Source organism: Botryobacter ruber (genome assembly GCF_003347595.2).
GTDB classification, from domain to species: Bacteria; Bacteroidota; Bacteroidia; order Cytophagales; family Hymenobacteraceae; genus Pontibacter; species Pontibacter ruber_A.
This window is the reverse complement of record NZ_QCZK02000024.1, coordinates 256,020-281,321: the sequence shown is the minus strand read 5'-3', so window position 1 is coordinate 281,321 and position 25,302 is coordinate 256,020. Positions and strand designations below refer to the sequence as shown.

Annotated in this window: 21 protein-coding genes; 10 read left to right on the top strand and 11 right to left on the bottom strand. The window is 52.3% G+C overall.

Going from position 1 to position 25,302, the window contains the following annotated elements; translation table 11 throughout:
* Positions 1 to 21: 21 nt before the first annotated feature.
* From DCW36_RS06530 to DCW36_RS06510, 5 genes are all read left to right on the top strand, one after another.
* Positions 22 to 480, top strand: coding sequence for an Lrp/AsnC ligand binding domain-containing protein (locus tag DCW36_RS06530; RefSeq protein WP_114777539.1), 459 nt, complete (start codon positions 22 to 24; stop codon positions 478 to 480).
* A 330-nt stretch (positions 481 to 810) separates the two neighbouring features.
* Entirely contained in the window at positions 811 to 1,305 is a 495-nt protein-coding gene (locus DCW36_RS06525) for a hypothetical protein (protein ID WP_205702884.1), read from the top strand.
* Positions 1,306 to 1,381: 76 nt separating this feature from the next.
* Positions 1,382 to 2,527, top strand: a complete 1,146-nt coding sequence (locus DCW36_RS06520) for an App1 family protein (RefSeq protein ID WP_114777538.1) — start codon at positions 1,382 to 1,384, stop codon at positions 2,525 to 2,527.
* A 10-nt stretch (positions 2,528 to 2,537) separates the two neighbouring features.
* Complete coding sequence (locus tag DCW36_RS06515) at positions 2,538 to 2,822, top strand: acylphosphatase (protein WP_114777537.1); 285 nt, start codon at positions 2,538 to 2,540, stop codon at positions 2,820 to 2,822.
* Between the two features lie 145 nt (positions 2,823 to 2,967).
* Complete coding sequence (locus DCW36_RS06510; RefSeq protein ID WP_114777536.1) at positions 2,968 to 3,303, top strand: hypothetical protein; 336 nt, start codon at positions 2,968 to 2,970, stop codon at positions 3,301 to 3,303.
* Positions 3,304 to 3,322: 19 nt separating this feature from the next.
* Here the strand turns inward: DCW36_RS06510 and DCW36_RS06505 are convergent, their stop codons facing one another.
* Both DCW36_RS06505 and DCW36_RS06500 read right to left on the bottom strand, forming a co-directional pair.
* On the bottom strand, positions 3,323 to 3,877 hold the full coding sequence (locus DCW36_RS06505; RefSeq protein WP_125185095.1) for a hypothetical protein: 555 nt from the start codon (positions 3,875 to 3,877) through the stop codon (positions 3,323 to 3,325).
* Positions 3,878 to 4,387: 510 nt separating this feature from the next.
* On the bottom strand, positions 4,388 to 5,038 hold the full coding sequence (locus DCW36_RS06500) for a septal ring lytic transglycosylase RlpA family protein (RefSeq protein ID WP_114777534.1): 651 nt from the start codon (positions 5,036 to 5,038) through the stop codon (positions 4,388 to 4,390).
* A 362-nt stretch (positions 5,039 to 5,400) separates the two neighbouring features.
* Between DCW36_RS06500 and DCW36_RS06495 the strand changes: the two genes are divergently transcribed.
* Positions 5,401 to 6,312 (top strand): DUF72 domain-containing protein, encoded by a 912-nt coding sequence (locus tag DCW36_RS06495; RefSeq protein WP_114777533.1) that lies wholly within the window; start codon positions 5,401 to 5,403, stop codon positions 6,310 to 6,312.
* A 135-nt stretch (positions 6,313 to 6,447) separates the two neighbouring features.
* On the opposite strand, the gene DCW36_RS06490 is transcribed toward DCW36_RS06495, so the two are convergent.
* From DCW36_RS06490 to DCW36_RS06465, 6 genes are all read right to left on the bottom strand, one after another.
* On the bottom strand, positions 6,448 to 8,532 hold the full coding sequence (locus DCW36_RS06490; RefSeq protein ID WP_114777532.1) for an insulinase family protein: 2,085 nt from the start codon (positions 8,530 to 8,532) through the stop codon (positions 6,448 to 6,450).
* A gap of 12 nt (positions 8,533 to 8,544) precedes the next feature.
* Positions 8,545 to 9,879: a M16 family metallopeptidase gene (locus DCW36_RS06485; protein WP_114777531.1), complete on the bottom strand. Its 1,335-nt coding sequence runs from the start codon at positions 9,877 to 9,879 to the stop codon at positions 8,545 to 8,547.
* A 230-nt stretch (positions 9,880 to 10,109) separates the two neighbouring features.
* Positions 10,110 to 11,480, bottom strand: a complete 1,371-nt coding sequence (gene dgt, locus DCW36_RS06480; RefSeq protein WP_114777530.1) for a dGTP triphosphohydrolase — start codon at positions 11,478 to 11,480, stop codon at positions 10,110 to 10,112.
* 595 nt (positions 11,481 to 12,075) lie between these two features.
* Complete coding sequence (locus DCW36_RS06475) at positions 12,076 to 14,208, bottom strand: T9SS type A sorting domain-containing protein (protein ID WP_114777529.1); 2,133 nt, start codon at positions 14,206 to 14,208, stop codon at positions 12,076 to 12,078.
* 178 nt (positions 14,209 to 14,386) lie between these two features.
* On the bottom strand, positions 14,387 to 16,579 hold the full coding sequence (locus tag DCW36_RS06470; protein ID WP_114777528.1) for a prolyl oligopeptidase family serine peptidase: 2,193 nt from the start codon (positions 16,577 to 16,579) through the stop codon (positions 14,387 to 14,389).
* A gap of 325 nt (positions 16,580 to 16,904) precedes the next feature.
* Positions 16,905 to 17,906, bottom strand: coding sequence for a sugar phosphate nucleotidyltransferase (locus DCW36_RS06465; RefSeq protein WP_114777527.1), 1,002 nt, complete (start codon positions 17,904 to 17,906; stop codon positions 16,905 to 16,907).
* A 271-nt stretch (positions 17,907 to 18,177) separates the two neighbouring features.
* Between DCW36_RS06465 and DCW36_RS06460 the strand changes: the two genes are divergently transcribed.
* From DCW36_RS06460 to DCW36_RS06445, 4 genes are all read left to right on the top strand, one after another.
* The gene (locus DCW36_RS06460) at positions 18,178 to 18,756 is read left to right on the top strand and encodes a LemA family protein (RefSeq protein WP_114777526.1); all 579 of its coding nucleotides are present in this window, start codon (positions 18,178 to 18,180) and stop codon (positions 18,754 to 18,756) included.
* Between the two features lie 345 nt (positions 18,757 to 19,101).
* On the top strand, positions 19,102 to 19,539 hold the full coding sequence (locus tag DCW36_RS06455; protein WP_114777525.1) for a TPM domain-containing protein: 438 nt from the start codon (positions 19,102 to 19,104) through the stop codon (positions 19,537 to 19,539).
* A 9-nt stretch (positions 19,540 to 19,548) separates the two neighbouring features.
* Entirely contained in the window at positions 19,549 to 20,328 is a 780-nt protein-coding gene (locus DCW36_RS06450; RefSeq protein WP_164891047.1) for a TPM domain-containing protein, read from the top strand.
* 289 nt (positions 20,329 to 20,617) lie between these two features.
* Entirely contained in the window at positions 20,618 to 23,224 is a 2,607-nt protein-coding gene (locus DCW36_RS06445; RefSeq protein ID WP_114777524.1) for a hybrid sensor histidine kinase/response regulator, read from the top strand.
* A 2-nt stretch (positions 23,225 to 23,226) separates the two neighbouring features.
* On the opposite strand, the gene DCW36_RS06440 is transcribed toward DCW36_RS06445, so the two are convergent.
* The 3 genes from DCW36_RS06440 to DCW36_RS06430 all read right to left on the bottom strand — a co-directional run bounded on the left by DCW36_RS06440 (position 23,227) and on the right by DCW36_RS06430 (position 25,202).
* Positions 23,227 to 23,535: a type II toxin-antitoxin system RelE/ParE family toxin gene (locus tag DCW36_RS06440; RefSeq protein ID WP_114777523.1), complete on the bottom strand. Its 309-nt coding sequence runs from the start codon at positions 23,533 to 23,535 to the stop codon at positions 23,227 to 23,229.
* Complete coding sequence (locus DCW36_RS06435) at positions 23,520 to 23,756, bottom strand: hypothetical protein (protein ID WP_114777522.1); 237 nt, start codon at positions 23,754 to 23,756, stop codon at positions 23,520 to 23,522. Before DCW36_RS06435 ends, DCW36_RS06440 begins: the two co-directional genes overlap by 16 nt.
* Positions 23,757 to 23,825: 69 nt before the next feature.
* A complete protein-coding gene (locus DCW36_RS06430; protein WP_114777521.1) occupies positions 23,826 to 25,202 on the bottom strand; it encodes a sigma-54-dependent transcriptional regulator in 1,377 nt (458 codons plus the stop codon).
* Between the last annotated feature and the right edge of the window lie 100 nt (positions 25,203 to 25,302).

The window sequence follows — 25,302 nt, the reverse complement described above, 5'->3', positions numbered from 1 at the left end:
ACGTAACAGCTCAAGCCGAATATGAATTACGAAATTGATAATCTGGACCGCCAGATTCTGAAACTGCTCATGCAGGATGTAACCCGTGCGTATACCGATATTGCCAAAGAACTTAATGTTTCCGGAGGTACCATCCATGTGCGCATGAAAAAGCTGACCGAGATGGGAGTAGTAACAGGATCGCAGCTACTGATCAACCCTGCAGCCATCGGGTACGACGTTTGCGCCTTTATTGGAGTTTACCTCGAAACCGGTGCAGTGTATAAAGATGCGGTAGAGCGCATGCGGCAAATACCCGAAATTGTAGAATTGCACTATACCACCGGTTCATACAGCATGTTCGTGAAGATGATCTGCCGCGACACCAAGCACCTGCGGGAGGTACTTAACGAGAAAATGCAGACGATCCCTGGTGTGCAGCGCACCGAAACACTTATATCGCTGGAAGAAAGCATCTCCAGGCAAATTTCCATCGGTTAACTTGCCTGTCCCGATCAAAAGCGGCACACCCTACGCAAAGTAAGGTGTGCCGCTTTCTGGTTTTTATAGAATCAGGCCCGGGCTGCAGCAGCGGCTGTGGTGGGTGGTGCAGCAGACCTGAAACCGTACATTATCTTGCCCCGGCTTACGTATAAAAGTGCAGCGGCCATGGTGGCTGGGGCTGCAGTCTTTTTTGGGTGTAAAAAAGCCCGGTTCTGCTTTGCTGCCCCTGCCACCACAGCCGCTGCACACCAAAGTTGTAAGCGTACTGCAGCTATTAAAACGTAAATCCTCCTTTCCGTTACCGGCAGGGGAGTAACAGCACAAAAAATGATGAAAAGAAATACAGAACAGGATTTTGCAGGCATTGAGAAAATAAAAGAAAAGCAGGCCTGGCAGCTGGCGCAGTTCGAAGAATGGGCGGCGCGCCAGGACTGGCAGCGTTTCCACGAAACACACTACGACTGGTGGATGTTTCCGGTAGACCAGCCCAGCAGCTACGGCTTTACCTGGGTGGTATACGACTATGAGGTAAACGAGCTGAAAAAGGACCCGGTGTATGTGAAAAACTACCTGCGGGGCGTAGAACTCCTGCTGCTGGCCTGGGGCTGGGACCTGTATAACGAGCAGCTTGTCGAAAACCCGGCGGCAGACCAGCACTGGAGCAACTGGCCCATCAGGCTCTACAAGTGCGGCAGTTCGCTGCGGCTGTTTGGTTTTACCAGAGAGTTTGAATCGGTGAAGAAATACGCGCAGTACCTCATGCGCCAGGGCCATAGCTTTGCCTACAACAACCGCGACCTGCGCACCATTTTCCTGGACTAGCCGCTGCGGCTGTTGCCGCTAATTATGTACCTCTTCCGGCGCCTTGTCCGTACCTCTTTTTACGAAGACAAAGGCTATGGCAAACGTAACAGAAGACCTGAAGGAAAAACTTTTAAATGCCGTTATAGCGGTGGAGGACAAGCTGTCGCTGGCAAAGTTTAAGGTAAAGGACAAGCTGCATATCCTGGAGCCCATTAACATTATGCCCTACTATGGCTTCGGCAACGAAAAATATGTGTACCTGAAGGGGCGTGTGCTGGAAGACGAAAAGGTAAAGCAGTCCAGGGATGAGGACAGTGTGCTGACGCACCTTAAAAATACCTATAAGCGCTACGAGTCGGACGAGATACCGGGCATTAAGCTAAAGGCCAGTTTTGCCGGGCAGGAGCAGGAGGTAGAGACGGATGGGGAAGGCTATTTTAATGTGGAGTTCAGACCGGATACACCAATAGACTACAGCACCACCGGCAATAAAATAAAGCTGCAGCTGCTCGAGCATAAAACCGGTAAAGATATACTGGAAGCAGAGGCTTATGTGTTTGCACCTGGTAAAGATGTAGAGTTCGGGATCATTTCCGATATCGACGATACGGTGCTGGTATCCAACATCACGCATTTCCTGGGCCGCCTGAAGCTGATGCTGATGAAGAATGCCACCGAGCGCAGCCCGTTTCCGGGGATAGCAGGCCTGCTCAGGGCATTTTGCAAAGGCAGCGACGGCAAAGGGCAAAACCCGCTCTTTTTTGTGTCGGGCAGCGAATGGAACCTCTACGACCTGCTCATCAGCTTCTTCCGCTCCCACGACATACCCGAAGGCCCGCTGCTGCTCCGCGACAAAGGCACCCAACTCGACAGGGGCGACTTTGAGACCAGCGAAGAAGAGTACAAGCGCGAAAAAATCCGCCACATCCTCGACACCTATCCCGACCTTAAGTTTATCTGCATCGGCGACAGCGGCCAGCGTGATCCTGAGATCTACCAGAAAATAGTGGAGGAATATCCGGGCCGCATCCTCGGTATTTACATTCGCGATGTATCGCCGGACGAGCGCGACAAGGAGGTAAGAAAGATCGCCGGACAGCTGAAAAAGCATAACGTGGAAATGGAATTAGTACAAGAAACGCTCTCAGCCGCCAAGCATGCTGCTAAAATGGGCTGGATAAACCAGGAGCAGCTGGAAGATGTAAAACAAGCCTGCGAAGCAGATGAACAAGAGCAGTAAGCAAGAAACTATGGGGAATGACAAAAAGCGTGTAGCCATGCGCGTGCACGGAAAAGTACATGGCGTTTTCTTCAGGGCCAGCACCCAGGAAAAAGCTGAAGCGCTGGGCCTGGCAGGCTTTGTGCAGAACGAAGACGACGGCACTGTGTACCTCGAAGCCGAGGGCGACGCCGAAGCCCTGAAGCAACTGGAGCAATGGGCACACCAGGGCCCAAGCCGTGCCCGTGTACAAAAGGTAGAGGTAAAGGAACTGGACGAACTGAAGGAGTTTAAAGGGTTTGAACAGCGGCGGTAGAATAAAAATATCCGCTCTGTTTCATTCCGGCAAACAACATGCTCTTTCTCAACTGCATTTCCGGACGTAAACTTTACAATAACAAGCGCAACAAAAAAAGGCGCAGCAGGTAATGTAAAATCACCCAACATAATCCGAAGCCGCTATGTCAGTTATTACCAGAGTTGATAAACTTTACCAATCGACCCCTAAGCCCGTCCGGCTTATCCTGGGCTCCTGCTTGTTAGGGCTTACCGCTATAGTGTTGCTGCAGGGCATAACGGTGTCGGTGCTGGTGTGCTGGCTGCTGCTGCTGCTTTCCGGTATGGGCATCATTTTAGGGCTGCTCCGCCTCCGCGGGCAGCGCCCTCGCCTTTTTATGAGCGAAAGCAGGCATGTTGGTGTGCCGCAGAGGTGCACTGCAGCTGCCACCACTGCCTTGCCTGCTCCCGGGCTACAGCCCGCCGTTCCGGAGCAACTACGGCAAACCGCCGATGCCTGAGCCGGAAAGGCACCCCGGGTCAAACAAGCGTGGTTCTGAGCTTCCGGTTTTTGACCAACGTTTCGATGTAAGCATCTTCCAGCACCACATCTACCCCGCCAATCAGGCCCTGCCGTGCCCGCATCAGTATTTTACTGGTCTGCGAGTAAAACAGGATCGCACAATCGTGTGCTACGGTTGTATTGCCATCTTCGCTGTTGTCCTGGTAAATCTCTATCATCAGGATAGGATCAGAGAAAACGCGCAGGCTCGAAAGCTTGCCGGTTTGCAGCGCCCCTTCCTGCCACAGCGGGGCATTGCTTACATTTACGTCAAACTCGTAATAGGTACCCGTATCCTTTGCCGTAGAGCGGTAATCTGCACTAATGTTGATGTATGTTCTGAATTTATCGGACGTGTTGTTGATGGTAGACAATGCCAGGGCAAAGCCGCTGGCCCAGAAAAGATGATTCCCAGGGACGCCTTCTACCTGAAGTTTGTCAGCATAAAAGTAATAAATTCTTTCACCCAGAACAGACCGCAGGATCTTTAGCTGGGCATCAGAAATTCTGACGATCTCAATTTCTTCTCGCACCTTTATTTCCTTTAAGTAATTAAAGCTTCTGTATCCAACTGTTATGAGCTTTTACAGCCTGTGGGAGTGCATCTGCTATCCTGGCGGACCGGCAGATTGGCCCAGCCTCCGATGCAAAGTTCAGTCATACGCGAAGGCGGAGCAAATGATCAGATTTTTTTTCGTGAGGTTTTCCTGCAAGCTATCCTGTCAGCTGTTGCATAAGCCGGAAAAATGGTAGTTTCTGCAGCTAAATATAACAATAGTTTTCTTATCTCCAACAGGAAATGCTTTTTCTTCTCATCAGAAGATTTTCGGGTAGCCTGGCGTGGTGGTGTATGGCAGGAGCAAAAGGTGGTGCAGGAGAGGAGAACTAAAAGAGGGAGATGAGGCAGTACAGGCTGTGGGAAAGGCGCTGTAGCTGTATTTTAAATTTGTTGTGGGGGAGAAGCAAAAAACAACAGGAAACGCGGCCGTTATCCTCAGAACGGCTGCGTTTCCTGTTGCTTCAGATTTTAGTTGCAGCCAGGATTATACGCCTCTTACAATTCCGTGCAGGCCTTCTTCCTCGAGCAGTTCGTTAAAAGCTTCTGCTTCCTGCTGGTTACCGAAACGTCCGGCATTAATCAGGTGCATTTTTTTACCGTTAACGCTTTCCTCGGTAAGTTCCACAGTTAAGCTTTTATCGAATGCTTTTAGTTTTTGTGAAAGCTCCTGTGCGTGGGCATACTCTGTGTAGAACCCGGTTTTGATAGTGTAGGCACTGGCGGTGTTGTTATCGGTGCTGGCTGTCGCATCCGGAAGTTCTATCACTTCTACAGATACTTTTCCAAGGCCATCGTCAATAAAGTCAAGCTTGCGGGCGGCTGCTTCCGATACATCGATGATGCGGTTGCCGCTGAAAGGACCTCTGTCGTTGATGCGTACAATAACAGATTTGTTGTTGGACAGGTTAGTTACCTTAACCTTGGTGCCGAAAGGGAGAACCCTGTGAGCGGCAGTCATGCTATGCTTGTTATAGGGCTCGCCGCTGCTGGTTGTTTTCCCGTGGTACTTACTGCCGTACCAGGAGGCTGTGCCCTTCTGTGACCGGGTACTTTTTTGTGCAAAAGAAGTAAAATTAAACCCGAATGATAAGAGGATGATTAATAGGAAAAGAGAGAATTTTCTATTAATGTTCATATCAAATATTGGTTGGTGAAGCGACAAAGATAAGGCAAAAAATTAAAAATAAAGCCTTTTAAGGCAGATAGGCTGCCAGAACAGAGGGGGATACAGCGTCGAGGGCAAAGTTGCTATAAGTCAAAATTGTTAAAAAAGTCCATTTTGGAGCTGCTGAGGCTGTTTTTTTACAGATGGTGATGCGGGGCAAGATTCATTAAAAAATATTGAAAATTTTTTTCTTCTTTCACCAAAATTCTTAATTTTTTGGGCAAAAGCAGCGAATTTTATATTTGATGAGCCCGCGATAAAGAACAGGAGCTGTGGTTTTTCAGTAGAGGAGACTGTGGGCAGAAAGCGTACACTTTGTAAACAAACAGAAGATGGATTTTGGAAAGCTGGCAGACATAAGCCGCGTGGATTTTAGCCTCCCGCCGGACCACCCCGATACCTTGCGCACACTGGCTGCCGCTAAAAAAACCGGGCAGGTGCCGGAGGTGTACATCGGGTTACCCGTTTGGATCAACAAGGCCTGGGTAGGAAGCTTTTATCCTGCCTCGATGCGTGAGAAAGATTCGCTGCTGTGGTACGGCAAACAGTTTAATACCATCGAACTTAACAGCACCCACTACCACATCCCCGGCCCCGATACCATTGAGCGCTGGCGGTATACGGTGCCGCACGGTTTTAAATTCTGCCCGAAGTTTCCGCAGCTCATCAGCCACGACTCCGCTTTGCGTAGCGCACAAGGCCTTACAGGCACCTTCTGCGAGGCCATAGCGGGCCTTGAAGAGAAGCTGGGGCATTCCTTTATACAGCTGCCACCCTCCTTCGGACCGGCGCAGCTGCCCGACCTGGAGGCTTTCGTACAGTTTGTGCCGGAGCCGGTGCCGCTGGCGGTGGAGTTGCGCCACCTCGATTGGTTTACAGACAGGGTGGCTTCGCTGGAGCTGTTCGAGGTGCTGGAGAAGTACCGGGTGGCTACGGTGCTCACGGATGTGTCGGGGAGGCGCGACGTGCTGCACATGCGCCTGACCACGCCTGTTGCCATGGTGCGCTTTGTGGGCAACGGCCTGCACCCCACCGACTACAGCCGCATCGATGCCTGGGTGGAGCGCCTGAAGCTGTGGTTTGAAGCGGGACTGCAGCAGCTCTACTTTTTTGTGCACGAACCCGACAACATCACCTCGCCGGAACTGGCCACTTACCTGATCAACCAACTCAACCAAACCTGCAGATTAAACCTGAAACCGCCGAAAAAATTTGTGCAGCCGGTGCAGGGCGAGCTGTTCTGAGGCTGCCTTCCGGAGGAGGAGCAGTGGCTGCAGCAGTAAACTTTTACAGGGGAAAAAGGCCTGTTTTGCGGCATAAAAAAAGACGCTGCCCAGAAACGGCAGCGCCTTTTAAATAAACAGCTAAATAAAATAAGACTACAATTTAAATACTTCTTCCGGAATACCCTTGTTTACTTCAACAGATTTTACTTCTGCCTTAATCACCTGCGGGCCAATGGTGGTCTCCACCACATGCGGGAATTTAACGCCGCTCACCTCTTTGTAGTCTTTGAAGTTTTTGGTCTGGGTAATAATACCCTGCGGCGACTCCAGGCTGTTGATGGTTTTCACGAGCAGGCCGGACGCTTTGTCGTAGTACTGGGTTGCCTTCTGGCCATTCTCCTGCTCAATCTCGACTGCATAAGCATCTTTTCCGTCTATCTTTTCAACACCCTTCAGCTCTGTTTTTACACCCAGCTTGTCGTACAGCAGGATACCAAACAGGTCCGCTTCGAGGCGTTGGGCGCTTAATTCTTTTGGAGTCATGTCTTTGCTAATGCCTTGCATGGGGGCTTCCATTTTGCCTTTGCTGCCGTTAATCACTACCTTCTGGATGGGGCTGTTGTTCATCAGTACGGCGGTGTAGTATTTATCCGGCGCTTTTTGCTGCTGTACCAGCTCCAGTTGCATGCCTTGCACGTTGGCGTTGCTTCGTACGGTTATGTCTTTGAGCTTCTCGATACTGGCTTTCCCGCCGAGGGCTTTCACATAGTTGGCCAGCACGGTTTCGGCAGTAAGCCCGGCAGGAACAGCTGCCGCCGCAGGACGTTCTACTTTTTCGCCCATGGCATTATAGTACTCAATACCGCCTTTCTTGTCGAAGCGCTCCAGTTTGTCGGCAATTTCGCCGGCGTTTCCTACGGCAATGATGTAGGTCTGGTCGGGTGTGATGTACTGCTGAGCCGTGCGCTGGATGTCGTCTATGGTGGTTGCTTCTACCATCTTCAGGTAGTTGGCGTAATAATCTTCCGGTAAATTATAGCGGGCGGTGTTGATGGCATAGGCTGCAATGGTAGCAGGACGCTCCAGGCCACGGGCGAAACTGCCGGTTAAGTACGCTTTGGTATCGTTCAGCTCCTGCTCCGTTACGCGGTCGGTGCGCATGCGGTTGAGCTCGTTCAGGAATTCGACCACGGCACTGTCGGTTACGGCGTTGCGCACATTGGCATAGGCGGTAAACTGCCCCAGCAGCTTATCGCTGGTTAAGGACGAGTAGGCGCCATAGGTGTAGCCGTGGGCTTCGCGCAGGTTCATGAAAAGGCGGGCAGTGGAGGAGCCGCCCAGCATGCTGTTCATCAGCTGCGACGGAATAGCATCGGGACTGCCAGGCTTCAACTCGGCCGGGTTCACCAGCGAAACAGATGTTTGTACCGCGCTTGGCCTGTCAACGATAACAACCTCGGTTTGGGCAGGCTTTTGCGGCAGCGGGTATTCCTGCTTCTTTACCTCGCCTTTCTGCCAGTCTTTAAACGCCTTTTTCAGCTGCTTTTTGGCTTCTTTCTTCGTAATGTCGCCCACCACAGCCAGGTAACCGATGTTTGGTTTAAAGTAGCTGTTGTAGTAGTTCTGCACATCGGCCAGTGTAATGCTTTCGATGCTCTCCTCTGTCAGCTGCTCGCCATACGGATGGTCTTTGCCGAACAGCATAATCTGGCGCATTTTACGGGCAATGGCGTCCGGGTCTTCTTTTTCCTGGGCCAGGCTTGCCTGCATCTGCTTCTTGATCTTGTCCAGTTCCTCCTGCTTAAACTCCGGGTGCAGCAGGGCGTCGGCTGTCAGGTTGAGCAGCGTAGGCAGGTGCTTCTTGAGGGAGGAGGCACTAAAGCCGGTGGAAGAAAACGAGAGGTCGGCGCCAATAAAATCGACCTGCTCATCAAACTGGTCTTTGGTGCGGGTTTTGGTGCCGGTGCGCATCATCTGCCCGGCGGCCGACACGTAACCGGCCTTGTCGCCTTCCAGGATCGGGTCGCGGTCGAGCACCAGCGACATGGACACCACCGGCAGCTTGTGGTTTTCCACCACAAATACTTTAAGCCCGTTTTTCAGGGTAAACGATTCGTGTTCGCCCAGCTCAATTTTAGGAGCAGGTCCCGGAGCCGGCGGTTGTTGTTTTGTTTGTGCCGTCACCGTGACAACGAGGGCCAGCAGCAGGTAAAGGGTACTGAATATTTTTCTTTTCATGGCTGGAAATGCTTATTTGGGTTGCGCTGCTTTTGGTAAGTAATGCAGCACCACACGGTTCTCTTTGGTTAAATACTGGTTGGCTACGCGCTTGATGTCGTCTTTGGTCACTTTCATGTAGCGCTCCAGTTCGGTGTTGATCAGGTTGGCATCTTTAAAATACACGTGGTAGTTGGCCAGCTGTTCAGCTACGCCGGCCACAGTGGCATTCTGCTGCACAAAGTCGCTTTCTACCTGGTTGCGCAGCTTCTGGAATTCGCGGTCGCTGAGCTGTTCTGCTTTTACGCGTTCAATTTCAGCGTCCATAGCAGCCTCCAGGTCGTCAGCTTCTACCCCCATGTTGGCGATGGCATAAGTCAGGAACAGCCCCGGATCTTCTGTAGGAAAGGGAATGGAGGCAGCTGCTACCGCCTTTTGTTGCTTATCTACAAGGGCTTTGGGCAGGCGTGCGCTCTCGCCGCCGGAGAGCAGCGTTGTCAGCATGGAGAGGGCATAAAAATCTTCGGTGCCCTGGGCCGGTATGTGGTACCCCTGGATAACCGCCGGCAGCTGAATGTTGTCGTACACAATTTTACGGCGCTCTTCCGTCTGCTTCGGCTCTGTTACCGTTGGTCGGGGAATGGGTTTTGTTCCTTTCGGGATAGAAGCAAAATACTTCTCTATCATCTTCTTCGTCTCGTCTATGTTAATGTCGCCGGCAATAGAGAGGGTGGCGTTGTTGGGCACATAGAAGGTTTTGTAGAAGTCGCGGAATCCTTCGATTTTGGCATTGTTCAGGTCCTCGAAAGAGCCGATCGGGGTGGAGCTGTAGGGGTGCACGTCGAAGGCCAGGTCAAAGGTATTTTCCAGGATAGTGCCGTAGGGCTGGTTATCGATACGCTGCCGCTTCTCTTCCTTCACAACTTTTCGCTGGGTTTCAACGCCTACCTCGTCTACTTTTGAGGCACGCATGCGCTCTGCTTCCATCCACAAACCAAGCTCCAGCCGGTTGGAGGGCAGCAGTTCGTAATAATAGGTACGGTCGAAGGAGGTATTGGCATTCAGGGCGCCGCCTGCTTTGGTTACCATGCCCATGTATTCGCCACGGTCAATGTTTTCGGACCCTTCAAACATCAGGTGCTCAAAAAAGTGGGCGAAGCCGGTGCGTCCGGGTTCCTCGTTTTTGGAACCGACATGGTACAGCACCGAAACGGCTACGTTCGGGGTAGATTTGTCCTGGTGCAGGATCACGTGCAGCCCGTTGTCGAGCGTGTATTCTGTAAATTCAATCTTGTTGCTCTTGCTCTGGGCCAGTACAGCCAGGCTGGCGGCGCACCACAAAAGGCAACTGAAAAATGTGCGTTTCATGCAAAGACAGTTAATGGTTCAGGAACAGCAGGAAAGGCTTCCTGTTGTTCGGATGTTCTTAAAATTAACGTATTTTATGCAGACTGCCCACTCTGGCAGCCCGGAAAACAGAGTTGCTCCGGCAGATTTATACGAACGCGGGGATTTTGTCTATTAAAACAAAACTTTAGAAGCAGAACAGTTGGATTGTACGATCAGCCGTGAGTAGTAATCTGTTGCCCTGGCTTATCTCAATACATTCTCGGCAACTCAATCCCCTTTATCTTCCTATACAGGCTGAGGGCGGCCTGGTCGGTGAGGCTGGCTACGAAGTCGGTGATGTGGATGATGCGCTCGTAGTCGGAGGCGGTGTCTGGCAGGGCGATGTACTGGGGCGGAATGAGGGCGGCCAGTTTGCGGTGGTGTTTGGAGTCGGTTCTGAAAACAGCTTTCATGCAGGCATCCAGCAGGCCGGCCAGCACTTCGAAACCGGCAGCCTCTATCTCCAGCACCGGCTGGTTCCGGTAAATCAGGCTGACGGAAAGTTTGCCAATCTCGTCGAGCGTTGGTTTGCAGGCCAGTTCGTTGATGAGTGGCATATCGTAAGTGCCGGCCAGTATTTCGGTTTCGTGTTTCAGGAAAATATCTGCGGTTTCGTTTATCAGCTTGTTGATGATGCGGGCGCGCAGGTAGCCTATTTCTTCTTTCCAGTCGTAAAAGGTGAGGCTGGAGACACGGTCCGGGGCATCGTTGAGGATCTGGCGCAGCAGGGCCATGCCTTTTTCCGGCGGCACCAGCCCCAGTTTCAGCCCGTCTTCAAAATCGATGATGCGGTAGCAGATGTCGTCGGCTGCCTCTACCAGGAAAGCAAAGGGGTGGCGGTGGTAAAACACTTCCGCGTCCTGCCCCTTCTTCAGGAGCCCCAGTTCGTTGGCAATGGTGTTAAACCAGAGGCGCTCGGTCTGGAAGAAGCCATATTTTTTTTCGCTGGTATTTCGGGAGCCCCGGATCACGGGCAGCGATTCTTTCGGGTATTTGGTAAACGTGGCCAGCGTGGTGTAGGTCAGGCTGAGGCCGCCTGGCAGGTTACAGTGGCTGGGGTAGGTGTAGGTAAGCACCCGGAAACCGGCGGCGTTGCCTTCGTAATTCTGCAAATCGGCTTTTTCGGCTTCGGTGAGGCGCTGCAGGAAGGGCTGTGCCGCCTCGCTCTGGAAATAAGCCGAGATGGCATCTTCGCCGGAATGACCGAACGGTGGGTTGCCAATATCGTGTGCCAGGCAGGCTGCAGCTACAACATCGCCGAAGTCAGCCTCCTGGATGTTTTTATCTACCATGAGCTGCGGGTGGCGCTCCAGTATGCTTTTGCCCACAATGCGCCCCAGCGAACGACCAACTACCGATGCTTCGAGGCTGTGGGTGAGGCGGGTGTGCACAAAATCGCTTTCGGGCAGCGGCATGACCTGTGTCTTGTTCTGCAGCCTCCGGAAAGCCGAGGAGAACACAATGCGGTCATAATCGCGCTGAAACTCGCCCCGTACCGATTCGTCGGTTCCGTACTTTTTGGAATCTGACTCAAAACGTTTTTTCGATAACAATCGCTCCCAGGTAGTGCGCTGCTGCATAGGTATGTGAAAGGTTACTGAATATACAAAAGTATAAAGTAAACTCCTGTTTAAACCAGAAAATGAGCAACTATTGTTCGTGTACAGCTAAGGCAAAGCAGGAAAAGGAGCAGGGCGGCAAAAAACCGGTCATCTTTCCGGCATAAAAGTGGTTTTGATGATGTTACTTTTTGAGGTTTTTGCTTGCCAGTATGTTTGCTTTTTTGTTTGTTTCAGCTGTTCTGTTGCTTTTTTTAAAACAAAACAGTTGTGAAACGGATGTTACTTTTTGGGGTAAATATTCCTTTTGTGCTGAGGCAGGATAGCGCATCTTTGTAGCATTAGAACGCGCCCTTTCCAAGCTATCAAAACTTACTAGTAAACCCCAACACGAGGTAAACCACCTGTATCGGCTGTAGATAATACAGCGTTATAGGTGGTTATCTTTTTGCAGGCTGCTGCGCCAGCCACCACAGCCGCTGCTCCAATCACCGGGTTCACCAGCAAAAGCAAGCTGTTTTCTTCCTGATTACCTGCTAAAATGTTTTGCTGCCCCTGCCACCATAGCCACTGCTCCTGAAGGAGAAACTACGGGGGCAGGTTCAGCAGCATTTCCTTACAGTTTCACCAGTTTTACTTCTCCTCTTGTGCTGCCGTGGCTGTATACCAGGATGTACATACCTGCTGCCAGGCCGTGCACCTGTAATGTAAAAGGAATATTATCAATAAAAGTATGCTCCAGTTCCTTTACCAGTTTACCGGTATAATCATAGAGCTGAAGTGTGACGTCGGTTTCCTGCTGTATCAGGTACTGCAGTTGCACCTCTTCGGTGTTTGGATGGGAAGGATTGGGATACACGATAAACGTATTTACCACCTCCGGACTGATTACAGTTACCCTTGACGAGAAGAGCGGGACGGTTGTATTGCTGTAGGTTACGCGGATGCGGTAATAGCTGGTGCCGTCCAAGGGGGCGGTGTCGGTAAAAACATAGCTGCCCGGACCTTTAGGTGCGACAGTGGCAATGTCTGTCCAGTCGGTGCCGTTGGGGCTGCGCTCTACTATATAACTGCTCACGTTCTGTTCCGTGCTGGTGGTCCAGGTAACGTCCACATCTCCTTCGCTGTTAAAATCGGCGTCAGCCAATGTGATCTCCTTTGATAAATTGCAGTCGCCCTCTGTGTTGCGGCTGGTTGGCTTGATATTGCAAAGAGCAGCCAGGGCCAGCCGTACAGGGTCAAAGCTGTTTTCCATCACCTGGTTTCCGCCGGTAATATCAGTAGCAACAAGTTTCCGGAATGAGGTTCTGACGGCAACGGCATAATGCATGACCGATTCGTTTGGCTGGATCACATGGCCTAACTGGTGCGCATGGCCCAGTTCGTGTAAAACTACAGTTTCGAAGTCGAACTGGTTTCCGGTGGGGGGAGCAGGGCCATATTGCCAGTTAATGTTCTGGTTTATTTCCATGTCAAACTCATCTACCCACCAGGCTATCTCGTTGGTGCTGGTGTTGCGGCAACCGGAGTAGCGGCTGATGGTCTGGGCCAGGGTATTGGTTGCAATTTGTGTGAAAACCACCACACTTACGCCGTCTTTCTCCGATTTCTCGATGGTAGTAGGGGAGCCAATCCGCCAGTTAATCTCGGTGTTGCAGACCCAGCTGTTCATGGCCCGCCGGAAGCCCTCCTGCGCCTGCTGGCGCGACTGCATACTCGGGGCAAAGCGGATGCTGTAGCCACCCGCACCGTTTTTGTTAACCAGGATAGGTGGTGCCGGTGTGGTGCCGTTTTCTTCCAGCACGTTACTGTAAACATACTGGATGATAATGCTGCCGCTGCTGTTTACGGCGCTCCCGTCGGCGGTAACCACCTGGATGCGCCCCGAGCCGGCAGGCCCGCCCTGTACCGTGACAGAAGGAATCTGCACCTGTATCCGGGTATCGGTCCAGAGTTTGTAATCGCTGGCATAGGGCTCTACCAGGGTCTGGCCGCCGTCATCCCCGTTCCGGAACTTGACTGCCCCGTTGCCCCGGGTGTTGCCAAAGCCGGAGCCGTTGATTGTCAGAAGCGTTTTGGTGCCGGCACTGGCGGTGGTGGGGCTGAAACTGCTGATGGCTGGAGCCAGCACATTGCCTTGTATCCTGGGTTCGGGCGAAAGGCTTTCCTGCAGCGGCAGGTTATTGGCCACAACCCGGAAGCTTTTGCCTGTTCTGGCTATAATCGCCTGGTAGATTTCCTGCACGGCAGGGTAGGTGGTAAAAACGTCTGCGGCGATGTGCTGCTGCAAATCGTAACGGATAAAGCCTTGTTTGCTGCCGTAGGCTCTGCCGGTAAAGCTGCTGCTTGCCGGTGTGGTACGTAAGGCCTGCTCTTTCACCAGGAAGAAAACCCCCTGCTGGCCGCTGTGCAGCTGCAGTGCTGCCGAAAAAACATGCTTCTCCAGGTCAACGGTGCCGCCTTCTGTAATCAGTTCCAGTTCCTGTGGCTGCGCTTCTCCTTTAAAAAGCTTGTACACCCGAATGGTGTTGGAGGTGTAGATGTTACGATGACCTTCGTCCCAGAAAGAGCGCTGTGCTATTACTTCCCCTTCCACAATTACATCAGCTGCTTTTATGCGCTCCTCCAGCGAAAGCGGTATCATGTGGAGTTGGTCGGAGGCAAGGGCGCCAAAGGCAATGAGTAAGAAACACAGAATAAGAAGTGGTTGCCTGCCGAAGTGTAAGAGCACAGGGTAAAAACGAATCATGTACGTGATGATTTTGAGATGATGAACTTCTGTTGTCGTAAAACCTGCAGCACACGAAGCCGCTTTTTATGCATACGAAAAGCGATACGCCATGGATAAGCAGGCAGCTCAATTTATGTACGCACCTGAAACCCCCTTTATTGCACAGGCGGGGCTTCAGGCTTGCGTTTAACTGCTGCTACTGGGCTGCATACGGGTTTACGCCCATGTTCTGGTACACAAACGCCCACGTGTCGGCCCACTCCTGGATGAGCAGCGAGGTAGGTTTGCCGGCTCCGTGACCTGCTTTTACATCCACCCGGATGAGGTAAGGATTGCCGGGAGCGCCTTTATCCTGCAGTTCAGAAATAAATTTGAACGAGTGTGCCGGTACCACCCGGTCGTCGTGGTCAGCTGTTTTAACCAGCGTGGCCGGATACTTCACCCCTTTTTTAAGGTTGTGCAGCGGCGAGAAAGCGTACAGGTTCCGGAACTGTGCCTCGTTGTCTGACGAACCATACTCCGGCACCCATGCCCAGCCAATGGTAAATTTATGGAAACGCAGCATGTCCATCACGCCCACGGCGGGCAGGGCTACCTTTGCCAGTTCAGGACGCTGCGTCATGAAAGCGCCCACCAGCAGGCCCCCGTTAGAACCACCGGCAACGGCCAGGCGCTCGCGCGAGGTGTAGCCTTCCTTAAGCAGGTATTCGGCAGCAGCGATAAAGTCGTCGAACACGTTTTGCTTGTTGGGCGTCATGCCGGCTTTGTGCCAGGCTTCGCCGTACTCGCCGCCGCCGCGCAGGTTCGGCATGGCATACACGCCGCCATTCTCCAGCCACAGCATATTCGTGATACTGAAGCTGGGGGTAAGCGATACGTTAAAGCCGCCGTAGGCATAGAGGTAGGTGGGGTTGCTGCCATCGAGCTTCAGGCCTTTTTTGTGCACGATAAACATCGGAACCTTGGTGCCGTCCTTCGAGGTGTAAAACACCTGCTTTGTTTCGTAAGCATCCGTGTTAATGTCTACCTCCGACTTGCGCAGCAGCGTTACCTTGTTGTTGGATATATCGTAGCGGTAAGTGGTGGTGGGGTAGGTAAAGGAGGTAAAGGTGAAGAACGTTTCCTTGTCCTGGCGCTCACCACTGAAACCGCTCACCGTGCCTATGGTAGGAAGTTCCACACTGTTGAGGCGCTTGCCATTGGTATCGAAAACTACTACCTCACTGGCGGCATCTTTCATGTAAGACGCGATCAGGCGGTCGCCAACAAACGATACGTTGGTCATCACGTTCTGCGACTCCGGCACAATTACCTGCCAGTTTGCCTCCTGCGGTTTTTTGGGGTCGATGAGCACCAGGCGGTAGCGCGGCGCATTTTTGTTCGTGTGAACCAGCAGCTTATCGCCGATATTATCCACGACATTGTACTCCGACTCAAAATTATCTACAATGGGTTTGATGGTCGATTTCGGATCAGAGAGGTCGCGGTAGTAGAGGGCGTTGGCGCCGCTGGCTCCCTCCGAAGCGCTGATGTAGAGGAAGTGCTCATCTTCGGTAGTGCCGGCGTAGAAGTTGCGGAGCGCATGCTGCTTGTCTTCGTGCACCAGTTTGTCCTGGTGCTGCGGCGTTCCTACCTGGTGGTAATAGATTTTGTGGTACTCGTTTTTATTGGCCAGTTTGTTGCCCGCTGTTGGCGCGTCGTAGCGGCTGTAGAAGAAGCCGTCTTTGTACCAGCTCGGGCTCGAGAACTTTACCCACTCCACCTGGTCGTCCAGCTTCTTGCCGGTAGCGGTTTCCATTACGTGGTAAGTGTTCCAGTCGGAGCCGCCGCTGGCGGTGCCATAGGCTACATATTTGGCATTTTTCGAGAAAGCAAGTGCTGTTAAGGCTGTGGTGCCATCTGCAGAAAACTTGTTGGGGTCGAGAAATACGGTTGGTTCGCTGTCGAGGGTGTTCTGTACGTACAGCACGTTCTGGTTCTGTAGCCCGTTGTTTTTATAGAAGTAGTATTTGCCTCCTTTTTTAAACGGCGCGCCATACTTCGGGTAATTCCAGATCTGGGTTAAGCGTTCTTTTATCTTGTCCCGGAACGGAATATCGGCAAGGTACGCCTGTGTTACCTCGTTCTGCGCCGCAATCCACTGGTCCAGTTCGGCATCGTGGGTTTCCTGCCAGCGGTAGGGGTCGGCGACGCTGGTGCCGAAATAGTCGTCGGTGTGGTTTAGCTTTCTGGTGCTGGGGTAGATAAGGGCTTCGGATATTGCTGTTTGTGTTTCGAGTGCTGTTGTTTCCTGGTTCATGCCGTTGGCAGTAGTGTCTGGGTTAGATGATTTGCAAGCCGAAAAAGCAGCCAGGCCTCCGGCAAGCAGCAAAATAGTTGTGCGTTTCATTAAGCTACGTCTGAAATTTGTTCAGAAACAGAAACAAGATACGTATTTTCCTTAAATTTTTCTGCTGCCCCTGCCACCACAGCCTCTGCTCCTTTGATTGTCCGAATCAGGATTCACAGAATTTGAGAATTTTCAGGATTGTTTGTCTGAACAGGATTAAGATGATTTAAGGAATAACAAGATTGGGTTTGTTTGTGGCCCGTGCAGGAGACACGAGCATCGCGTCTCTACAGCCGTACCCTTAATTTTTCTACCTCTCTCCCTTCTAAACTTTCTAACTTCAATGCCCTCCCCAATAACTAATAACCAGTAACAAATAACTAAACTACTGTCCGAAGTTAATCTCGGTGCTGTCGCCGATGTTGAGGCTGTGGCTGAGACCTTTAAAGGAAGAATCGCTGCCGATGATGGAGTTGCGCATCACGGCGTTCAGCAGTTCGCTGTATGTGCCGATAATGGAGTTGCTGAGAACAGAGGAGGTGATAATCGTGTTATCGCCGATGGCTACATTGGGGCCGATGATAGAGCTGGAGATGGTGCAGTTTTCGCCGATGCTTACCGGCGGTATGATGATGGTGTTCGGGAACTGGCTGTAGTCTTTCCGGGTGCGGAACTGAGGGCGGCCAAGCAGGGTGGCGTTTGCTTCGAGCAGCGACTCTTTCCGGCCACAGTCAAACCAGTTGTCGACGCTCCAGGTTACCATTTTTTCGCCGTTCCGGATCATGTGCATCAGCGCGTCGGTCAGGTGGTACTCGTTCTGGGTCCGGATATCTTCCTGGATGATATACTCCAGCGACTCCGCCAGCTTTTGCGGGTGCATGATTTTGTAAAGGCCCACCAGCGCAAAGTTGGATTTCGGGATCATGGGCTTTTCCACCAGCTTCACAATAAAATCGTCGGAGCCTATTTCGGTTACGCCGAACAGCGAAGGTTTATTTACCTTTTTAACGCCCAGCACCGAGTAAGGCGCTTGCAGAATAGCTTCCAGGTCCACATCCACGATGGTGTCGCCGAGCATGATCAGGATGTTGTCTTCTGAGCGGAAGGTGTCGCGGGCAATCCAGAGCGCATGCCCAAGCCCCTCGCGCGGTTCCTGCACTACAAATTCAGCCTGAATGTCCGGGTATTTCTGGCGCACGTAGCGTTCCACTTTCTCGCCCATGTACCCGATAATAAAAACAAAATCGCGGATACCGGCACTCTTCAGCTTCTCGATAATATGCCCCAGTATAGTATTGTCTGCCACCGGCACCAGCGACTTTGGCTGCGTGTGTGTGTGCGGACGAAGCTTGGAACCGACTCCGGCTACGGGTATAACTGCTTTCATATACTATACTTTTGGAGGCAATATATTAAATAATGACTGCATTAAATAACTACTCCCGGTTTAAGTGTCAATCTGAGCGGCTGTTGAGGTTTATTTTACGCAGTGCCCGGCACAAAAGCTGACTGTGCAGCCGCTATACCAGGAACTAACGAAGGTAAAACATACTAATTTTTGAATATTTCGCGTTGATTTAAACGATGGTCTGTTAATTTCGTACTCATATCGCTTAGGGCAACAGACTTTGAACATGCACACCTTACAAACAAAACACATGAAAAAACTATTCTTTTACCTGATTGGCTTTGTTATTCTGGCTTCACAATCGTCCTGTGGCTACAACACCATGGTGCAGAAAGACGAGGCGGTGCAGGGGCAGTGGGCTAACGTAGAAAACGTATACCAGCGGCGTGCCGACCTGATTCCGAACCTGGTAAACACCGTGAAGGGAGCAGCCAACTTCGAGAAAGAGACCCTGGAAGCCGTGATGAACGCCCGCTCCAAAGCCACCAGTATCCAGTTAAGCGCCGACGATCTGACGCCCGAAAACATTGCACGTTTTCAGCAGGCACAGAACCAGCTGAGCGGAGCTTTGTCGAGGCTAATGGCTACCGTAGAGGCTTACCCCGATCTCAAGGCAAACCAGAACTTCCTGGAACTGCAGGCACAGCTGGAAGGCACCGAAAACAGGATAGCCGTAGAGCGGCGGAAGTACAACGAACTGGTGCAGGATTATAACACCACCGTCCGGTCATTCCCGAACAACCTGATGGCCGGCATTTTCGGGTTCGAACGCAAAGGCCACTTCCAGGCAGACCCCGGCGCAGAACGAGCTCCAACCGTACAGTTTTAATTGGATGAGTTATCTGAACCTTTGATTTACGGTGATTTTTTTGATTAACCTGATTTTGATCTCGCACGATTAATTGTCTGAATCAGGATTTTCAGGATTAGGGTTTGTCTGAACAGGATGAAGATGATTTAAGGAATAACAGGATTGGGTTTGTCTGTGGTTCGTGCAGGAGACGCGAGCACCGCGTCTCTACAGCTAATACACATGATCACTCCAGGCTCTCTTAAAGGGTTGAAGATTTTCAACCCCTACAAAAATTCCAAAATTTCTACCTCTCTACCTCCTAAACTCTCTAACTCTCTAACTCCCAAACTCCCAAACTCTCTAACTCTTAAACTTCAAACCATGCCCAGAGACGTTATAACCGAAGCAGACGAAGAAAAGATAATGGAAGCGATTCGGCAGGCCGAGCTGAATACGTCGGGTGAGATACGTGTGCACATCGAGAACCGCTGCAAGGGCAATACACTGGACCGTGCCACCGAAGTATTCGCCGAACTGCACATGCACCAGACCAGGCTGCGCAATGGTGTGCTGTTTTACGTAGCCCTGCTCGACCACCGCTTTGCTGTGTTAGGCGATGCCGGTATCAATGCCATTGTGCCCGAGCATTTCTGGGAAGACGTAACGGCCACTGTCATCAAGTATTTCAAAGAAAAGAAATATGCCCAGGGGCTGTCGGAGGGTATCCTGATGGCAGGCGAGCAGCTGAAAGCACACTTCCCCTACGACCAGAAAGGCGACACAAACGAATTGAGCAACGATGTTTCGTTCGGCGTATAAATAACCAACATGAAGCACTTTATTTTTCTCTTTACCTTTTGCCTCGCAAGTTTACTGGCAGCCGCGCAGGACAGCGATTTCCCGCCCCGGCCCAGCCCGCCGCGGCTGGTAAACGACATGGCCGACATGCTAAGCGTCAGCGAAGAAGCGGCTCTGGAGCAAAAGCTGGTAAACTACTACGACACCACCTCTACCCAGCTAGCAGTTGTTACCCTTACCTCCATCGGAGGGTATGATATCAATGATTACGCTGCCCGGCTTGGCGAGCGCTGGGGTATTGGCGAAAAAGAGGAAGATAACGGCCTGCTGATCCTGGTGGCAAAGAACGAACGCAAAGTCGCCATCTCTACCGGTTACGGCATGGAACATATCGTGCCCGATGCCATTGCCAAACGAATCACCGAACGCACCCTAAGCCCCAATTTCAGGCAGGGACAATATTACAAAGGTCTTGACGAAGCCACCAGCCTGATCATCAGCATGGCCAGCGGCGAATACCAGGCCCCCCCGGAACAGCAACGGCGGGCGCAGGAAGATGACGGACCTCCGCTTTTCCTGATTATCCTGATCGTGATGCTCGTTGTCTTTATCCTGGCCAGGAGAGGCGGCGGCGGTGGCAGAGGTGGTGGGCGCAGAGGAGCACGCACACTGGGCGGCCCCATCTTCATTCCCGGCGGCTTCGGCACCTTTAGGACAGGCGGCGGCGTGTTTGGCGGGGGCGGAGGAGGAGGCTTCGGCGGTTTCGGCGGGGGCTCCTTTGGCGGCGGCGGCGCCAGCAGCGACTGGTAAAAGAAGAAAGTAAAACGATGAAAGGCGCTGACGGGAAGCTTATTTCCTGAGCAGCGCCTTTATTTTTTGCCCCTTTTTTTAAGTTTTTTTCTGCAGCTACTGTCACCACTGCCTTAGCACATCACCTGCAGTCCGGGTTGTTGCTACAATAATCCTGCTGCGGAAGTTGCTGTGTCCGACCAATTTAAGCTGACGCCGCAATCATTTCACACAATTTTTCGTTAAGTTACCAGCACCAACCAGGCAAATGGCTGTTTTGCTTTCCAAAATACAGCCTGCGCAAGATTACATGAGGTTCTTTAAAGAAACAACCAAAGCAAAAGTAGTAACAGGTTTCTGCCTTTCCATTACGGTAGTGGCTGTTGCTATTTATCTTTTTTATGCAAGTTTCACCAAACTACTTTCGTCAGTAGAGTTGCTGTCGCAGCCCAATGTAAAGCTGGCGAAGCTGCATCATACGCTGGCCGATATTGCCACGGCCGAAAGTGCCATCAGGGCCTACACGCTTACCACCGACGACCAGTATTTCAAAGCCTATTTGGCCCACCTGGAGGACATCGACCGGCAGGTAGATACCCTGCGCACCTTGATGAACGGAAGCACTCATGAGCTGACGCAGCTGGATTCTGTTTCGGTGTTGCTCCAGGCCAAGCAGCAGAGCATGGCGCGGTACGTGGAGTTAAAAAAGCAGCGACGCGAATTAAACTTCTCCGATAAAGCGCTGCGCCAGATCACCTTATCTGCTTCCAGGCAGCCTGCCACCACCATCATCAAAGAGCAAACCACCACCACGATAGCGCCCAGAACTAACCCGCCAACAGAAGCTGCAGCACAACCTGCTGACGACAGGCGCGGCTTCCTGGGCAGGCTATTTTCAAAGCGCCAGTCCAGGGAACAGGCAGAACAGGTTGCTTCTGCTCCAGCAGCGCCACGTGTACTCCTGGAGCAGGAAATTTGTGTCGATACCACGACCACGCCGCTTCCGCAGCCTGTTGCCCAGGTGTCAGCCGTTAAACACATCCTGCAGGACATCAAAACCGAAGTAAGCCGGCACGATAAAAAAGTAGCGGCCAAAGAGCTGGCCCTGCTGCAGCAGGACAAGCAGATCATGGACCAGATACGGGCCATGATATACAGCCTGGAGCGTAGCGAGGCGCAGCAGGCGGCGCAGAATTCCGCCAGTGCCCGCGCCATCGTAAATAAAACATCGGTGGTGCTGCTTTGCATCGGAGCGTTTGGCTTGATAAGCTGCATTTTGTTTATCTGGATCATCCTCCGCGACCTTACCCGCAGCAATGCCTACAAAGCGCAGCTGATACGCGCCCGCAAAGAGGCGCTGCAACTGGCGCGTGCCAAAGAGGCCTTTGTCGCTAACATGAGCCACGAAATACGCACGCCGCTGAATGTGGTGCTGGGTTTTGCAGAACAGCTTGGGCAAACACCCTTGCAGGCAGCGCAGCAGGAACACCTGCAGGCCATCAGCAGTGCCGGCGAACACTTGCTGCACATTGTGAACGACGTGCTCGACCTTTCGCGGCTGGAGGCAGGCAAGCTGGTGCTGGAGGCAACACCCTTCAATATTCAACAGCTGCTGGCCGAGCTGGAGCAGGTATTCCGCCTGAAAGCAGAAACCAAAGGCATCGCCTTTAGCTGTGAGGCAGACAAAGAACTGCCCGCCTATCTGCTCGGCGACCCGCTGCGCCTGAAGCAGGTGCTCTTCAACCTGGCCGATAACGCTCTTAAGTTCACTCACCAGGGGCAGGTGCGCGTGGTGTGCAGCCTGCAGTCGCAGCGGCGGGGCAGGGTGGTGGTCTGTATTACAGTGGCCGATACGGGTATTGGTATTCCGCTGGAGCAGGCGGAGCACGTGTTTGGCGAGTTTAACCAGGCCGACGATTCTATCATCCGGAAATATGGCGGTACCGGGCTGGGCCTTTCGATTAGCAAACAGCTGGTAGAGATGCAGCGCGGCAACCTGACGCTGCAAAGTGTGCCGGGTCAGGGTACGACTTTTACGATCAGACTGCCATTCAAAAAAGCGACAGTTCCAGCCGCACAACCGGAGCCGCAAACGCAAGGGCAACCGCAGGCGCAGGCGTTTAAAGGCAGCAAGGTTTTGGTAATTGACGACGATGCCTACAGCCGCACCCTCTGCGAGATGATGCTCAAACGCTGGGGCGTAACCGTGCAGCTGGCCAACGACGGGCAGGAAGCGCTGCAACGGATCGGGCAGGAAAAGTTTGATGCGGTGCTGACGGATATACAGCTGCCGGGCATGAGTGGCAAGGCAGTCGCCAGAGCCATCCGGAAGCAGGATGCTACAATTCCAATCATCGCACTGACCGCCAACATCATGAGCCGGCACCAGCAGTTCTTTGCCAACACCGGCATCACCGATTACCTCCTGAAGCCTTTCTCGGAGCAGGAGCTGTACCGGAAACTGGCAAAAGTGCTGAAAAGTGCGCCAGGAATTTCGCTGCTGCAGCCACCACAGCCTCTGCTCCTCCAAACGGAAAGTAAAGGGCCTGCTTATGACCTGTCAGAAATAAAAGCCTTCGCAGGCGATGACGACGAGGCCTTAGCTGCCATTTTAGAAGCTTTGCTGAACGACCACCGCCAGAATTTCCAGTTACTGTTAGCGGCTGCCGCTGCAAATGACTGGCAGCAGGCAGGGGCGCTGGCGCACAAAATGCAGACTGCCTTTAAGCACCTGCGGGCGCAGTCGGTTGTAAAGCTGCTGGACGAGCTGGAGCAGGTATTGCACCAGGAGCAGCAGGAGGCAGTGCGCCTGCAGTGGGTAGTGGAACAGCTACAGGTGGGGGTGCCGGTGGTACTGGAGGCTATTGCTGCGGAGGTAAAGAGTTTGCGGGAAGCGGAGCAGCGGTTGGTGCTGTAGGGTTACTTTTTATCACCCTTTAATGTGAGTGTGTCCGGATTTCTTCTGCTATCAAAAACAGAGATGACTTCCACCACCTTTTCCAGTAATCGGTAGAAAATTAAATAATGTCCGCTAACAGCCACACGCACATCCTCCATATCTGTAGCTCGCCCAAGATAGTTGTAAGTTGCAATATATTTTACCGTTTCTCTGAACTGGTGAGCTAACTTTTGGCTGTATTTTTTGTTGCCGGTTCTTTTAAACCAATATTCCAGAATTTCTCTTCTGTCTTCTTTGGCCTGAAGTGACCAGACTATTCTTTTAGCCATTCGTCCTCTTCTTTCTCCAAATCCTCATTACTTACTACCTGTCCCTTATTTAGCTGCTCTAAGCCAATAGCAATTTTATGCTTTTGGTCTTCGGTGAGCTTATAAACGCCAGAAGCAGCAGTGTTTGTATCAAGAATAGTTTTTATCGCCTGTAGAAAATTCTCGTCCTCAATAGCCGATATTTTGTCGATAACCAGGTTTCTTAGTTGTTCCGTACTCATAAGACTTCTGTTTTCTATATTTAACGATGTGATGCTAGTCTTGTTATTGTAGTCCCATTCCTCATCCCCTCACGCATCAATACCATAAAGCTTGATCTTGTTGTAAAGCGTTTTCCGGTCGATGTTGAGGAGGCGGGCGGCCCTGGATTTGTTGTACTTTACCCGCTCCAGTACCGCTATGATCTGCTCCCGCTCGCTTTGCTCAACGGTGCTCCGGAGGTCGGTGGCTTGCGGAGCTGGTGCTTCGGCAGGCGTGGGTGTGGTGGCAGCTACAGGAGCCTCAGTGGCATTCGCAATTTCGGAGGGCAGTTCTTCCAGCGTTACTTTGTCGGTCTTGGCCAATAGCACCGCCCGCTTTACCACGTTCTTCATCTCCCGCAAATTGCCGGGCCAGTTGTAGCGCTCAAACGCATCGCTTACTGCAAGGGCAAAGCCGGTGATGTTCCGGTTGAGTTCGTGGTTGGCCTGCTCCAGGAAGTGGTTGGCAAACAGCAGGATATCAGCGCCGCGGTTGCGGAGCGGCGGGACGTTTATCTTGAACTCGTTGAGGCGGTGGTACAGGTCTTCGCGGAATTCGCCGCGGCTCACGGCCTGCACCAGGTCCTCGTTGGTAGCGGCAATAATGCGCACATCCACATCCAGGTCGGTGGTGCTGCCAATTTTCTTTACCTTCCGCTCCTGTATGGCCCGGAGCAGCTGTACCTGCACTTCATAAGGCAGGTTACCAATCTCGTCGAGGAAGAGCGTGCCGCCGTTGGCTGCTTCAAACTGGCCTTCCTTGTTGCCCATCGCGCCTGTAAATGCCCCTTTCACATAACCGAATAACTCGCTGCCGGCCAGTTCCTTCGAGAGGGCGCCGCAGTCTATCGCGACAAAAGGCTTATCCGAACGCTTGCTTCGGAGGTGAATGCGGCGGGCGACATACTCTTTCCCGGTGCCGCTCTCGCCCTCGATAATCACCGACATGTTGGTAGGCGCTACCAGGGCAATGTACTCGTCAAGTTTAGCGGCCTGCGGACTGTTTCCGGTCACAAAAGCAAAACCTGTTGCCGCACTTCTGCTTGCTGTTGCAGCTGGTTCGGAACTCTTTTTCTGCAGCGCCTTCTGGATGGTGAGCAGTGTCTCGTCGGGGTTCAGGGGTTTGGTGATGTACTCGAAAGCGCCCATTTTTATCGCTTTCACGGCTGTCCGGATATCAGCGTAATGCGTCATCAGGATAACGGGCACATCAGCCGACAGCACCCGTATCTGGCTCAGCAGCTCCAGGCCGTCGCGGTCGGGCAGGCGGAAATCGGTGAGCACCAGGTCGAATGGTTCCTCTTTCAGCAGCTGCAGTCCTTCGCCTGCCGTGTAGGCGGTTTTCACGCTGTACTGCTGCTTGCGCAGGAACGTAGCCAGCATCAGGCAGAAGGAAGAATCGTCGTCAATTAGTAGTAGGTGTGGCATCTCAGGCAGCAATATACGCAGGATCGGCGCAAATGGCGACAGGAATTTATGCTGCGGCCCAAAGAAGAACTTCCTGCGGCTCAGTGTCGGAGCAGAGGCA

What these genes read in the sequence shown, in the direction of transcription:
- DCW36_RS06465 (WP_114777527.1), bottom strand. Translation starts at nt 17,906, where the DNA reads ATGAAAGCAGTTATACCCGTAGCCGGAGTCGGTTCCAAGCTTCGTCCG.
- DCW36_RS06490 (WP_114777532.1), bottom strand. Translation starts at nt 8,532, where the DNA reads ATGAAAAGAAAAATATTCAGTACCCTTTACCTGCTGCTGGCCCTCGTT.
- DCW36_RS06510 (WP_114777536.1), top strand. Translation starts at nt 2,968, where the DNA reads ATGTCAGTTATTACCAGAGTTGATAAACTTTACCAATCGACCCCTAAG.
- DCW36_RS06460 (WP_114777526.1), top strand. Translation starts at nt 18,178, where the DNA reads ATGAAAAAACTATTCTTTTACCTGATTGGCTTTGTTATTCTGGCTTCA.
- DCW36_RS06455 (WP_114777525.1), top strand. Translation starts at nt 19,102, where the DNA reads ATGCCCAGAGACGTTATAACCGAAGCAGACGAAGAAAAGATAATGGAA.
- DCW36_RS06495 (WP_114777533.1), top strand. Translation starts at nt 5,401, where the DNA reads ATGGATTTTGGAAAGCTGGCAGACATAAGCCGCGTGGATTTTAGCCTC.
- DCW36_RS06530 (WP_114777539.1), top strand. Translation starts at nt 22, where the DNA reads ATGAATTACGAAATTGATAATCTGGACCGCCAGATTCTGAAACTGCTC.
- DCW36_RS06450 (WP_164891047.1), top strand. Translation starts at nt 19,549, where the DNA reads ATGAAGCACTTTATTTTTCTCTTTACCTTTTGCCTCGCAAGTTTACTG.
- DCW36_RS06500 (WP_114777534.1), bottom strand. Translation starts at nt 5,038, where the DNA reads ATGAACATTAATAGAAAATTCTCTCTTTTCCTATTAATCATCCTCTTA.
- DCW36_RS06485 (WP_114777531.1), bottom strand. Translation starts at nt 9,879, where the DNA reads ATGAAACGCACATTTTTCAGTTGCCTTTTGTGGTGCGCCGCCAGCCTG.
- DCW36_RS06470 (WP_114777528.1), bottom strand. Translation starts at nt 16,579, where the DNA reads ATGAAACGCACAACTATTTTGCTGCTTGCCGGAGGCCTGGCTGCTTTT.
- DCW36_RS06525 (WP_205702884.1), top strand. Translation starts at nt 811, where the DNA reads ATGATGAAAAGAAATACAGAACAGGATTTTGCAGGCATTGAGAAAATA.
- DCW36_RS06515 (WP_114777537.1), top strand. Translation starts at nt 2,538, where the DNA reads ATGGGGAATGACAAAAAGCGTGTAGCCATGCGCGTGCACGGAAAAGTA.
- DCW36_RS06430 (WP_114777521.1), bottom strand. Translation starts at nt 25,202, where the DNA reads ATGCCACACCTACTACTAATTGACGACGATTCTTCCTTCTGCCTGATG.
- dgt (WP_114777530.1), bottom strand. Translation starts at nt 11,480, where the DNA reads ATGCAGCAGCGCACTACCTGGGAGCGATTGTTATCGAAAAAACGTTTT.
- DCW36_RS06440 (WP_114777523.1), bottom strand. Translation starts at nt 23,535, where the DNA reads ATGGCTAAAAGAATAGTCTGGTCACTTCAGGCCAAAGAAGACAGAAGA.
- DCW36_RS06520 (WP_114777538.1), top strand. Translation starts at nt 1,382, where the DNA reads ATGGCAAACGTAACAGAAGACCTGAAGGAAAAACTTTTAAATGCCGTT.
- DCW36_RS06475 (WP_114777529.1), bottom strand. Translation starts at nt 14,208, where the DNA reads ATGATTCGTTTTTACCCTGTGCTCTTACACTTCGGCAGGCAACCACTT.
- DCW36_RS06445 (WP_114777524.1), top strand. Translation starts at nt 20,618, where the DNA reads ATGAGGTTCTTTAAAGAAACAACCAAAGCAAAAGTAGTAACAGGTTTC.
- DCW36_RS06435 (WP_114777522.1), bottom strand. Translation starts at nt 23,756, where the DNA reads ATGAGTACGGAACAACTAAGAAACCTGGTTATCGACAAAATATCGGCT.